This window comes from Hyphomonas sp. CACIAM 19H1 (genome assembly GCF_003325995.1).
GTDB classification, from domain to species: domain Bacteria; phylum Pseudomonadota; class Alphaproteobacteria; order Caulobacterales; family Hyphomonadaceae; genus Hyphomonas; species Hyphomonas polymorpha.
The window spans coordinates 259466-270928 of sequence record NZ_CP016437.1; the positions used below are offsets into that span (position 1 = coordinate 259466).

12 protein-coding genes and 1 other RNA gene are annotated in these 11463 nt (G+C 64.7%); 8 read left to right on the forward strand and 5 right to left on the reverse strand.

Going from position 1 to position 11463, the window contains the following annotated elements:
* Positions 1 to 91 precede the first annotated feature (91 nt).
* Positions 92 to 619: a DsrE family protein gene (locus BBF93_RS01245; protein ID WP_114104765.1), complete on the forward strand. Its 528-nt coding sequence runs from the start codon at positions 92 to 94 to the stop codon at positions 617 to 619.
* A 6-nt stretch (positions 620 to 625) separates the two neighbouring features.
* Here BBF93_RS01245 and BBF93_RS01250 read toward each other — a convergent pair whose 3' ends face one another.
* From BBF93_RS01250 to BBF93_RS01260, 3 genes are all read right to left on the reverse strand, one after another.
* Positions 626 to 1081, reverse strand: a complete 456-nt coding sequence (locus BBF93_RS01250; protein WP_051612175.1) for a RidA family protein — start codon at positions 1079 to 1081, stop codon at positions 626 to 628.
* A 100-nt stretch (positions 1082 to 1181) separates the two neighbouring features.
* Entirely contained in the window at positions 1182 to 1706 is a 525-nt protein-coding gene (locus BBF93_RS01255) for a PolC-type DNA polymerase III (RefSeq protein ID WP_114104766.1), read from the reverse strand.
* Between the two features lie 4 nt (positions 1707 to 1710).
* Positions 1711 to 2922 carry an Mrp/NBP35 family ATP-binding protein gene (locus BBF93_RS01260; protein WP_114104767.1) on the reverse strand — a complete coding sequence of 404 codons (1212 nt, stop codon included), beginning with the start codon at positions 2920 to 2922 and terminating at the stop codon, positions 1711 to 1713.
* A gap of 328 nt (positions 2923 to 3250) precedes the next feature.
* Here BBF93_RS01260 and hflK point away from each other — a divergent pair, with 328 nt between their 5' ends.
* From hflK to BBF93_RS01295, 7 genes are all read left to right on the forward strand, one after another.
* Positions 3251 to 4252, forward strand: coding sequence for an FtsH protease activity modulator HflK (gene hflK / locus BBF93_RS01265; protein ID WP_233349233.1), 1002 nt, complete (start codon positions 3251 to 3253; stop codon positions 4250 to 4252).
* Positions 4252 to 5148, forward strand: coding sequence for a protease modulator HflC (gene hflC / locus BBF93_RS01270; protein ID WP_035593869.1), 897 nt, complete (start codon positions 4252 to 4254; stop codon positions 5146 to 5148). Before hflK ends, hflC begins: the two co-directional genes overlap by 1 nt.
* Before the next feature lie 18 nt (positions 5149 to 5166).
* Positions 5167 to 5367, forward strand: a complete 201-nt coding sequence (locus BBF93_RS01275; protein WP_035593871.1) for a DUF2065 domain-containing protein — start codon at positions 5167 to 5169, stop codon at positions 5365 to 5367.
* Between the two features lie 113 nt (positions 5368 to 5480).
* A complete protein-coding gene (locus BBF93_RS01280) occupies positions 5481 to 6932 on the forward strand; it encodes a Do family serine endopeptidase (protein WP_035593873.1) in 1452 nt (483 codons plus the stop codon).
* Positions 6933 to 7192: 260 nt separating this feature from the next.
* Positions 7193 to 8182, forward strand: a complete 990-nt coding sequence (locus BBF93_RS01285) for a sodium:calcium antiporter (protein WP_114104768.1) — start codon at positions 7193 to 7195, stop codon at positions 8180 to 8182.
* Positions 8179 to 8931: an SDR family oxidoreductase gene (locus BBF93_RS01290; RefSeq protein WP_035593875.1), complete on the forward strand. Its 753-nt coding sequence runs from the start codon at positions 8179 to 8181 to the stop codon at positions 8929 to 8931. Before BBF93_RS01285 ends, BBF93_RS01290 begins: the two co-directional genes overlap by 4 nt.
* Positions 8932 to 8939: 8 nt before the next feature.
* Entirely contained in the window at positions 8940 to 9977 is a 1038-nt protein-coding gene (locus tag BBF93_RS01295) for a low specificity L-threonine aldolase (RefSeq protein WP_114104769.1), read from the forward strand.
* Between the two features lie 9 nt (positions 9978 to 9986).
* Here the strand turns inward: BBF93_RS01295 and BBF93_RS01300 are convergent, their stop codons facing one another.
* Positions 9987 to 10604 carry a TetR/AcrR family transcriptional regulator gene (locus tag BBF93_RS01300; protein ID WP_114104770.1) on the reverse strand — a complete coding sequence of 206 codons (618 nt, stop codon included), beginning with the start codon at positions 10602 to 10604 and terminating at the stop codon, positions 9987 to 9989.
* A 101-nt stretch (positions 10605 to 10705) separates the two neighbouring features.
* An RNA gene (rnpB, locus tag BBF93_RS01305) (RNase P RNA component class A) lies at positions 10706 to 11081 on the reverse strand.
* Between the last annotated feature and the right edge of the window lie 382 nt (positions 11082 to 11463).

Here is an 11463-nt window from a genome sequence, read left to right on the forward strand (position 1 = left end):
TCAGAGGACCTATCTTCTTGCATCGGCAGTTTCCAAGCTTTGCCAGCCATGCCATGGTCCCGGTCACGTTTTGCCACCGGGAGCCATCGCCATGCGCCGCACACTCGCCCTTCTGCCCGTCCTCTTCGCGCTCGCCGCGGTGCCCGCCCTGGCCGGGCCGGAAGATTTCCGCGCAGGCACGGTCATCCCGGGCTATGGCAAGTTCGCCCCGGTCGCAGACCCCACGCTCACGCCGGAAACCGAATTCAGGATTGCCTATGATGTGGCCGCCGGCGCAGAGCCGGGCAAAGCCAATGCCGCGCTCGACCGTGTGGCCCGCTTCCTCAACATGGCCGCCGCCGCCGGTGTCCCGGCAGAGAATGTGGCCCTTGCGGTCGTGGTCCACGGCCCGGCCACCAATGACCTGCGCAAGGTGATGAAGGATGGCGCCCCCAATCCCAGCGCGCCGCTGGTGGAGGCCCTTCTGGCAAACGGGGTTTCCATCATCCTCTGCGGCCAGGCAGGTGTCATGCATGATGCCGCGCCGGAGGATCTGGTCGAAGGCGTAACCGTCTCCCTCTCGGCGATGACCGCGCATGCCCAGCTCCAGCAGCAGGGCTATACGCTGAACCCGTTCTGACGCCGCCTACCGCGCCGCGATACATTCCACTTCCACCAGCGCCCCGAAGGGCAGGGCGGAAACCGCAACAGCCGTCCGCGCGGGCGGGTTTGCGGGGAAGTAGTCCGCATACACCTCATTCATCGGGCCATATTGCTCGATGTCAGTCATGAACACGGTGCATTTCAGAAGGTCATCCATCGTGCGCCCCGCCTTCTCCAGATTGCCCTTCACCGCGTCCATCGCCTGGCGCGTGGCTTCTTTTACGTCGCCCGTCTCGCTCCGTCCGATCACGCCGGCCAGATAGATCGTATCCCCATGGCCCACCGCCGCGCTATAAAGCTGATTGCCTGGCACCAGCACCATTTTCTCCGGCGGCGGCATCGGAAACGCCTTCGGCGCAGGCCGGCCGTGATCCTGAATGTTCACGCACGCGCCCAGCGCGGCAGGGGCGAGCAGGGCCATCAGGGCAAAGTGTTTCATGGAGCAGTCTTCCTTCTCATCGTCGCGCCACACCGTAGGCGGGTTTGCCGAAGGCGTAACCCGCCAATCCGCCCCGAGAGAAAATAAACGCGGGGCAGGCTCATCCCCGCGCCCCGCTGATCGCGCGGATGCCTTCGAATATGGAGAGGGTCGTCAGGCAATCGTCCAGCGCCCGGTGGGCGGCGGTCTGGTCCACGCCGAAATGCCGCGCCACGGTTGCCAGCTTGTAGTCAGGCAGGCGCAGGTATCGCCGCGCCGCCTGCAGGGCGCACACCACGGGATGGGTTTCAAACACCTCCGGCGCCGCCGCGCGCAGAAAGCTCATGTCAAACCCGGCATTATACGCCACAATCGGCAGCCCACGGATAAATCCTGCCAGCTCTGCCACCACCTGCGCGCCCTCCGGCGCCCCGTCCAGCATGTCACTGCTGATCCCGGTCAGCCGCGTGATGTGGTAGGGCAGGGCGGCGTCACATTGCACAAAGCTCGAAAAGCTCACCCGCGCGCCGGTCACCATATCCACCCGCACCGCGCCCACCTCAATAATCTGACAAGTGCGCGGACTGAACCCCGTCGTCTCAAGGTCCACCACCACAAATTCATGCAGCTCATGCGGCGCAGTCATGAGCTCAATCCTCAAACACAATCTCCGGCGCGGGCTTTGTCACCAGCTCGTCCAGCGCAATCGCCACATTCCGCGCAAGTTTCAGGAAAACATCCGCCGCCGGACCATTTGACAGGGCGGCGGGCGTGCCCGCGTCGCCTGCTTCGCGGATGGTCTGCAGCATCGGGATTTCCGCCAGCAGGGGCAGGCCGAGGGCCTGCGCCATCTTCCGCCCGCCGCCTTCGCCCATCAGGTAGTGGCGGTTTCCGGCGGGGTCTTCAAACCAGCTCATCGTTTCGGCAATGCCGATCACGGGCACATGCGTCTTGGCAAACATCGCCGCGCCCCGGCGCACATCGGCAAGGGCCACTTCCTGCGGCGTCGTCACGATCAGCGCGGCGGTCACCGGCACCTTCTGCGCGATGGCAAGTTGCGCGTCGCCGGTGCCGGGCGGGGTGTCGATGATCAGCAGGTCCAGCGGGTCTTCCTTCGTGCCCCATTCGGCATCGTTGAGCAGCTGGGTGATCGCCGACATCACGATCGGCCCGCGCCAGATCATCGGCGCGTCAGGGTCTGAGAGGTAGCCGATGGAGAGGGTCTTCAGGCCATGCGCCTCCACCGGCACCAGCTTCTTGGCCGGGGAGGTGGCGGGTTCCGCGTTCACTGTGCCGAGCATGGTGGGGATGGAGGGGCCATAGATGTCAGCGTCCAGCAGGCCGACCTTCATGCCGGCCCGCGCCATCGCGGCAGCAAGGTTCACCGCGACGGTCGACTTGCCAACCCCGCCTTTGGCGCTGGCGACCACCAGGATGCGCGCGATGCCCGGAATGGGGCGCATCGGGGTGGCCGGCGGCGGGGCGCCCTGGCTCAGCGCCTCGTCGGAAAGGCGCGCGCCTTTGGTGACGCGGCGTGTCCCGGCGGGGGGCGAGGGCGTCAGCGGAATGTCCGGATTTGTCCGGTTCTGTCCGGAATTGGCATGGGAATGAGTCTGATTGGGCGCCTTTTCCGCGGTCAGAACGGTGGTTACCTTTTCGATGCCGGGAATGCGCGCGGCGGCGTTCTCCGCCTCGATCCGGCGGGCCTCTGCGCCCGCAGTGTCGCCGCTGTCAGCCCGGATCACCAGGATCGCCCGGCCATCTTCCCCGATAGTGACGGACTCCAGCCAGTCCGGCGCCCCCAGCGCGCTGCGCACGGCTGCCGCGAGTTTCTCCCGGGACTTCTGCCTTGATCCAAACATTTAAGACTTCCTCGGCTAGAACGGGGCATAAATTGCGCAAACATCGGTTTGTGCGGGGTGAAGCAGGCGGCCTGGCACCCCGGAATGCGGCATTTTTGCTGCGCCGGGAAGCCGATTTAGCGTGCAGAGTGTGGTAGAGCCTCTATATAGGCGGGAAACGCAGATTTCAGGAGGCTGAATGCCCTGGGACGACAAGACAAAAGGCTCTGGCCCTTGGGGCGGAGGCGGTTCGGGTAATGGCAATGGGGGCGGAGAAGGTGGTTCTCCGTGGAACCGGCCTGGAAAACAGGATTCCGGGAACAAGGAACAGCCGGACCTGGAAGAACAGATGCGCCGCATGCAGGAGCGCTTTCGCCAGCGCCGCAATGGTGGCGGCGGCGGACGTAAAGGCGGCGGTGGTGGCAGTGGCGGCGCAGGCCGTGGCGCCGGTCCGCTTGGCATCATGGTCATCGTGGGCGTGGGTGTGCTCGCCTGGCTCTCCACCAGCATTGTGGTTGTGGCGCCTGAACAGCAGGCCGCCGTGTTCCGCTTTGGCAAGTGGCAGGCCAATTACGGCCCCGGCCTTCATTTCCATCTGCCCGCCCCGCTGGAAAGCCACCGGCTGATTCAGGTGGAAACCCGCACGGAAACCCCCATCGGCCGCACGCAGGACCAGAGCCTGATGCTGACCCAGGACGAGAACATTGTGGACATCCACTTCTCGGTCATCTGGAAGGTCGATACGCAGAACCCGGAAAACTACCTGCTCAATGTGCGCGACCCGGAAACGACGGTCGCCATGGTCGCCGAGTCGGTGATGCGCGAAGTGGTGGGCAAGACGCGCCTTCAGGCGATCATCACGACAGAGCGTGACCGCGTTCAGCAGCAGGTGGCCGAACAGACCCAGGCGCTTCTGAATGAATACCGCGCCGGTGTGCAGGTGCTTCAGGTGCAGATCGGCAAGGCAGACCCGCCCCAGCCCGTCATCGAGGCGTTCAACGATGTGAACGTTGCCGAGCAGGATGCGGAAACCCTGACCAACCGCGCCACCCAGTTTGCCAATGAAGTTGTTCCGCAGGCCCGCGGTACGGCCTCGCGCCTGCAACAGGAATCTGAAGCTTACCGCGATCAGATCGTGGCCGATGCAAACGGTGAAGCCGCCCGCTTCGACCAGATCTATGAAGAGTATCGCAAGGCGCCGCGCGTCACGCGCGAGCGTATGTATCTTGAAACCATGGAACGTGTGCTGGAGCGTTCGGACAAGCTGATCCTCGACCAGAATTCGGGCGCTGTGCCCTATCTGCCGCTTGATCGCGTCCGGACCCAGCCCAACAGCGGAGGAGAGCGCTGATGCGTGCTTTTGGTTGGCTCATCCTGATCCTGTCCATCATCGGTCTGGTGGTGATCTCGAATGTGTTCTTCATCGTCGGCCAGGCGCAACAGGCCATCGTGCTTGAAGTCGGCCGCCCGGTGCGGATCATCAACGCGCCCGGTACCGATCAGGCCGGTCTGCACATGAAAATCCCGGTCTATCAGCAGGTCCAGGTGCTTGATAAGCGTAACCTTGGCCTCGATATCGAAGGCATCCAGGTGATCGCCTCCGACCAGCGCCGCCTGCAGGTGGATGCTTTCGTCCGCTGGCGGATCAACGACCCGCTGCGCTATTATCAGAGCTTCCGCACCGAAGCGGCAGCCACAACCCAGATCAACACGATCACGATTGCGGCCATCCGTGCCACGCTGGGTGATGTGCCGGTGCCGGAGATCATTTCCGGCCAGCGCGCCGCACTGATGAACAACATCCGCGACAGCGTGAACGAAGAGCTGCAACGGGCCGGCGTCGATGTCATCGACGTGCGTATCCGCCAGGCAGACCTGCCGCAGGAAGTTGCCGAAGGCGTTTACAACCGGATGCGGACGGCGCGTCTGCAGGAAGCCCAGCGCATCCGTTCGGAAGGGGAGGAGCGGGCCCGCCTGATCCGCGCCCAGGCCGAACGCGAGAAGACCGTCATCGAGGCCCAAGCGCGTGAAGCGGCTGAAAAGATCCGCGGTGAGGGCGATGCCCGTGCCACGGAAATCTATGCCACGGCGTATAACAAGGACCCTGAGTTCTTCCGTTTCCAACGGGCTCTGGTCGCTTGTGAAAAGGCCATCCAGCAGGGCACGCAGATGGTCGTCAGCCCCGGTTCATTGGGCGTCTGTGACCAGTTCTTCGACAGCGCCCGCGCGGCGGGCGGGACGCGCTGATCAGGGGCGGGCGAGGCGATGAGCTGGATTACGCTCGCCCTCGCCGGCTTCGGCGTCTGGCTTCTGGTGGAAGGGGCGCTCTGCGCCATTGCACCTGACTATATGCGCCGCATAGGTCAGCTCCTGTCCAACATGCCGCCCCGCGATCTGGCGATTGGCGGGCTGGTGGTGGCGGCCGTCGGCGTCGGCCTTCTGATGCTTGCAGTTCGCACAGCCTGAGCCTGTTGCAACTGGCGGCCAAAGCGCCATAGTCAGCTTTGCAGAATAATTCGCACGCGCCGGCATCTGCCGGGCGGGCCGCAGAAAAGACCGTGAAGGGAGTCATCTCCACCATGAACCGGACCGCCGTTGCGGTGATCGCCCTGATGGCACTCATGGCCCCCGCCACGTTCGCGCAGACAGCGGGCAGCCTGTCCCGTCCCGGCGCGCCGGTTGATGCCAAGACGGCGCCCCAAAGCTTCAGCGCGCTTTCCAAACGCCTGATGCCGGCGGTGGTGAACATCTCCACATCCCAGGTTGTCGCCAGCCGCCTGCCATCCTTTCCGGAGGGCTCGCCTGCCGAGCGGTTCAATGAATATTTCGGCCGCAATGATGATGGCTTCCAGCGCCAGGGCTCGCTCGGCTCCGGCTTCGTCATCAGCGCCGATGGCTATATCGTCACCAACAACCACGTCATCGACAAGGCCGACACGATCGAGGTCACCTTCTCCGATGGCCGCACGCTGGACGCAAAGATCATCGGGCGTGACCGGGATACCGATATTGCGGTGCTGAAAGTCACCTCCCGCACGCCGCTGCCTTTCGTTGACCTCGGCGACAGCGACAGGGCCGAAGTGGGGGACTGGGTGATCGCCATCGGCAACCCGCTCGGCTTTGGCGGGTCAGTCTCGGCCGGTATCATTTCGGCGACGGGCCGCGACCTGAATACGGGGCGGTCTGACAATTTCATCCAGACCGATGCGGCCATCAACCAGGGCAACTCAGGCGGTCCGCTGTTCAATCTGAATGGGCAGGTTGTGGGCGTGAACACCGCCATCATCTCCCAATCGGGCGGCTCCATTGGTCTTGGCTTTTCGGTGCCGTCCAACACGGTTAAACGCATTTCCGCGCAGCTCATCAAGGAGGGGCGGGTGCACCGTCCCTGGCTCGGGGTGAATGTGCAGGATGCGGACGAGTCGCTCATCAAGGCGTATCGCGCCTCCGGCAAGAGCGGCACCATCGTCACCCGCATTACCGATGGCAGCCCCGCGGCCAAGGCGAAGCTGGAAGTTGGCGATCTGATCCTGTCGATTGATGGCCGCGCGGTGGCCGGCGTGCGCGACATGACACGCCAGCTCTCCGAGAAGCCTATCGGCAAGGCGATCACCCTCAGCATCGTGCGCGACGGCCGCCAGCGGGATGTTGCCGTCACGCTGGGCGAGCTGCCGGATGAGGATGTGCCTGCCGCCACAGCGCCGTCCGAGGCGGTTGGCTTGTCCAATGATCTGGGCGCCGATCTCGTGGCGCTGGACGATGATGTGCGCCGGCGCTTTGGGGCGCCGCGCGACATGACCGGGGTTGCGGTCACCGGTGTCAGCACCCGCGGCCGGGCTTACAACAAGCTGCGCCGGGGGGATGTCATCGTCGAGGTGAATTTCCAGTCCGTCAGCGCGGTTTCCGATGTGCTCAAGCGCCTGGACACCGCGATGCAGACGCCGAACCAGCCGATCCTGATCCGGGTGAAGCGCCGGGGCGATACCGGGGGCTGGTTTGACCAGTTCGTGTCGATCGAAATCCGGAAATAAGGGGAATTCCCCAGGGTTTGGGGCAGGTTTCGCCCATGACGCTGCGTCATGAGCCTGTCAAACATTACGAAAAAGATGCCGAATTGGCTCGCCAAGTGCGACAACGCGCGCTAAGGACAGCGCAAATCGACCTTTTCACGGGCTGAGGCAGAGACATGATCCATCCTTCCTTGATCGCGATCGCCGCCATTGTAGTTGTGTTCGGCATCCTGAATCTCATAGAGTTCAAGCGCCTGGACTAATCTTCAAGGGAGCAGGCGGTGCCCGACCCCATCCTGCTCATTTCCCTTTTTGGCGGGCTGCTCCTCATGGCGCTGGCCGGAGACCTGCTGGTGCGGGGCGCGCTTGGCCTGGGCCGCGCGATGGGCGTGTCGCCGCTGGTTGCGGGCGTTTTCATTGTCGGCTTTGGAACTTCGGCGCCGGAGATGTTCATCTCGGCAAACGCGGCGCTGAACGGCAATCCGGGCCTGGCCATCGGCAATATCGTCGGCTCCAATATCGCCAACATTCTCATGGTTGCGGCCATTCCGGCGCTGATCTTCACCTACCGTACCGGCGGGGCCGGGCAGGGGCGGGCGCTCGGCATGCTGCTGCTGGCAACCGGTATCTGGATCGGGATGACGGCGATCCTGCCGCTGGAGCCTTTGATGGGGCTCTGCTTCCTGCTGGTTCTGATTGGCTATACCGGCTTTTCCATCTTCGCGGCCCGGCATGACGAAATCGCCGGGCGCGGTTCTCATCATGCCGATGCCGTGACGCTCAATCCCCCGGTCTGGCGGGCCATTTTCTATGTGCCGCTTGGCATTGCCGGGCTGGTCTATGCCTCCGGCATGATCATCACGGGCGGAGAAGGGGTGGCGCGGCATTTCCGGGTGCCGGAGGAGTGGATCGGGCTGACCATCCTGGCGCTGGGCACCTCGCTGCCGGAGACCGGCGCGGGGCTGGCGGCGGCATTCCGGCGGCGGGGCGATGTGGTGATCGGCAATATCCTTGGCTCCAACGTGTTCAACCTTCTGGGCGCGGGCGGGATCGTTGCGCTGCTGGGACCGTTCGAGGTGGCGCCAATGTTCCAGCGCTATGACCATTGGGTGATGGGGGCAGCGGCGCTGGTATTCGCGGCGTTGATCCTGCTGCGCGTGAAGATGGGGCGGCTTCTGGGGCTGGCGCTGCTGCTGGTCTACGCGGCGTATATCTATGGCCTGGTGACGGGCACGAACATCATGGCGCTGGTTCAGATGGTGCGCGGATGACACCCGGGGGCGCGCTGGTGACGGGGGCGGGCGGCCGCCTGGGCCGGGCCATGGCGCTGGCCCTGGGAACCGATGGCTGGACCGTGGCGGTGCATTACCGGGGCTCTGCCGAGGGCGCGCAGGAGACCGCCGCGCTCATCCGGGCCGCGGGCGGGAAGGCCGAAATCGTCGCGTGTGACCTGTCAGACGAGCGTCAGAGGGCGGACCTTTTTGGACAAATCCGGACACTCCTGGGCATGCCGGTAACCCTGCTGGTCAATTCGGCGTCGACTTTTACCGGCGACAGCGCCGCCAGCCATACTCGCGAAGACTGGGACCATCATTTCGAACCCAACCTGCGCGCGCCGGTGCATCTTGCCCAGCAGCTTGCCACCCACCTGCCGGAGGGCGAGCGGGGCCTGGTGGTGAACTTGATCGACCAGAAGGTGCTGAAGCTCAATCCGCTGTTCTTCACCTATACCCTGTCCAAGGCGGCGCTGTGGCAGGCGACGCAGACGCTGGCGCAGGGCCTGGCGCCGCAGGTGCGCGTCAACGCCATTGCGCCGGGGCCGACGCTACAGAGCGTGCATCAGACCCCTGCCCAGTTTGCCGCCGAAAAGGCCGCCACCCTGACCGGGGAGGGCGGCAGCCCGGAGGAGATCGTGCGGGCGCTGCGCTATCTGGTAAGCGCCTCCAGCGTGACCGGGCAGATGATCGCCTGCGATGGCGGCCAGCACCTGATGTGGCAGACCCCCGACACCCAGATCTGAGAGGCGCCATGAACTTCTCCTCCGACACCGCCGCGCCGGCCCATCCTTCCGTGCTCGAAGCAATGATGCGGGCCAATGCCGGGCCTGCCCCCAGCTATGGCGCTGACAAGATCACGGCGCGTGTGCGGACGCAGCTGGCGCGGGTGTTCGAGACAGAGGATTTCGACTTCTGGATTACGCCCTCGGGCACGGCGGCGAACGCGCTGGCGCTTGCCTGTTTCTGCCCGCCAATTGCTTCGGTGATCTGCCACCAAGAAGCGCATATCCAGATGGATGAGCGCGGGGCGGTGGAATTCTTTACCGGGGGCGGGCGGCTGCACCTTCTGCCCGGCGAGGGCGCGAAGATCAGCTTTGATGTGTTCAAGGACTATCTGGACGAGTTTGATCCGAGCTTTGTGCATGGCACGCCCCCGGCAGTGCTGTCGCTGACGAACCTGACCGAATGCGGCACGGCCTATACGCCGGACGAGGTGGCGCGGTTCGCGCGGCGGGCCAAGGGCGGCGGGCTGGCGGTGCATATGGACGGGGCGCGGTTTGGCAATGCTCTGGTGCATACCGGGGCCAGCCCGGCGGAGATGAGCTGGAAAGCGGGCGTCGATGTGCTGACCCTGGGCCTGACGAAAACCGGCGCGCTGAGCTGCGATATCATTATCTTGTTCGGGGCGGCCAAGGCGAAGGGCAAGGAACTGCGCGCGCGGGCCAAGCGCGCCGGGCACATGCCCGCCAAGATGCGTTTCCTGGCGGCGCAGGCCGAGGCGATGCTGGAGGGCGGGCTGTGGCTCGGCCTCTCGGCCCATGCCAACGCAATGGCGCAGAAGCTGGCGGCGGTGTTCCGCGAGGACGGTATCGAGCTTGCCTTTGATGTTCAGGGTAATGAGGTTTTTGCGCTTCTGGACCCGCACGACATCGACAAGCTGCAGGAAGACGGCGCCGCTTTCTATGCCGAATGGCCCGGCGGATCGAGCCGGTTTGTATGCTCCTGGGCGACGGCCGAGGCGGAGATTGACGCGGTTCGGGAAACGCTCAAGCGGGCGATGCGGAAGTAGGGGGAGGCGTCAGGGCGTGAGCGCCTTGCCGAGCCAGACTTGCAGGGCGGCGATGACTTTACTGGAGTCTATGGGGGCGGTGGTGGCGCCGCCGAGCAGTTCCTGGTGGAGGCTCATGACCAGCAGGGGCGAGAGGGCGGCGAGCGCGGCGGCGCGCAGCTCGGCCTCGTCCTGCGGGGCGCCGGGGGTGGCGCGCAGCTTGTCGGAGACAGCGCCCAGCGCAGGCTCGAGCACTTTTTCGAGATAGGCCTGGCCGATGGCTTCGTCGGCGAGGCCTTCGATCAGCCCGAATGCATGGGCACGGATGAAACCGCCCAGCCGCATGCCGGCCTCGGAGATGCGGAAATATTCCTCAAAGGCGGTGGCCGGATTGGCCGAGGGCAGGGCGACGACCGCCCAGAGGGGGGCGCCCTTGCGGCCGATATTCTCGAGGATCTCGATGACGAGGCCCTGCCGGTCGCCGAAATAATGGCGCAGGGTCGGCTCGGAGGCATTCATCGCCTGGGCAAACTGGCGCAGCGAGGGGCGGCGCAGATCGGCGGAGAGGGCAAAATCGGTCAGCGCATCGAGCAGGGCGGCGCGTTTCTCGTCAAAGTCATGATTGCGGGCGCCGGCGGGCCTGGGCATTGCAACACGTCTCCATCAGGCACCGGCATTTGCGCGCACCGGTTTCCTACATCACACCGGAGGATATATCCGTCAATCCAGGGCGGGCCGGGCGAAAAAATTAGACCAGATGGCCAATAAGCCGGGTTCTGTTCGTCCCTTGCGGGATCTGGCAGCCATTCCTCTGGGGCGCTCATTACTGAACGCCTCGGCGCGACGCACCCGGGGCACGAGCGGCGGACAGCCCGTATGTGCCCCCTACTTGGTCTTGCTCCGGGCGGGGTTTGCCATGCCAGCGCTGTTACCAGCGCTGCGGTGGGCTCTTACCCCACCCTTTCACCCTTACCCTCGGGCCGAAGCCCTTGGGCGGTTTACTTTCTGTGGCACTTTCCCTCGGCTCACGCCGGGCGGCTGTTAGCCGTCGCCCTGTCCACCTGGAGCCCGGACTTTCCTCCAGTATGGGGTTACCCCCATACCAGCGGCTGCCCGGCCATCTGGTCTGGCGGGGGATATAGGGGGTTTGGGGGCGCAGTGCAAATGGGGGGGCGGGCGGCTTCGCGCTACGCGCGCCCTCACCTCCCATTGCTGCGCAATGGGCCCCTCCTCTCCCGGAGGGAGAGGGGCTGGGGGTTCACCTCAAGCGCATCGCAAAACCCCTCTCCCGCGAAGTGGGAGGTGAGGGCCTTGGTCCCGAAACGCAAGAAGGCACGAACCCCTTGCGGACTTCGTGCCTTCCCGTGTGTTTCGAATCGGTCTACCGAGACACTGTGCTAGCACTCGATTTCGGTCTTCGATCGACATCAGGCTCTGGAGACAATCCGTTCGAGCGGATTACCTTACATCACCCTCCGGACCCGGACGTTCGCCTTTTCAGGCGCAC

Coding starts and splice junctions, on each gene's coding strand:
- BBF93_RS01245 (WP_114104765.1), top strand. CDS start 92: ATGCGCCGCACACTCGCCCTTCTGCCCGTCCTCTTCGCGCTCGCCGCG.
- BBF93_RS01250 (WP_051612175.1), bottom strand. CDS start 1,081: ATGAAACACTTTGCCCTGATGGCCCTGCTCGCCCCTGCCGCGCTGGGC.
- BBF93_RS01255 (WP_114104766.1), bottom strand. CDS start 1,706: ATGACTGCGCCGCATGAGCTGCATGAATTTGTGGTGGTGGACCTTGAG.
- BBF93_RS01260 (WP_114104767.1), bottom strand. CDS start 2,922: ATGTTTGGATCAAGGCAGAAGTCCCGGGAGAAACTCGCGGCAGCCGTG.
- hflK (WP_233349233.1), top strand. CDS start 3,251: ATGCGCCGCATGCAGGAGCGCTTTCGCCAGCGCCGCAATGGTGGCGGC.
- hflC (WP_035593869.1), top strand. CDS start 4,252: ATGCGTGCTTTTGGTTGGCTCATCCTGATCCTGTCCATCATCGGTCTG.
- BBF93_RS01275 (WP_035593871.1), top strand. CDS start 5,167: ATGAGCTGGATTACGCTCGCCCTCGCCGGCTTCGGCGTCTGGCTTCTG.
- BBF93_RS01280 (WP_035593873.1), top strand. CDS start 5,481: ATGAACCGGACCGCCGTTGCGGTGATCGCCCTGATGGCACTCATGGCC.
- BBF93_RS01290 (WP_035593875.1), top strand. CDS start 8,179: ATGACACCCGGGGGCGCGCTGGTGACGGGGGCGGGCGGCCGCCTGGGC.
- BBF93_RS01295 (WP_114104769.1), top strand. CDS start 8,940: ATGAACTTCTCCTCCGACACCGCCGCGCCGGCCCATCCTTCCGTGCTC.
- BBF93_RS01300 (WP_114104770.1), bottom strand. CDS start 10,604: ATGCCCAGGCCCGCCGGCGCCCGCAATCATGACTTTGACGAGAAACGC.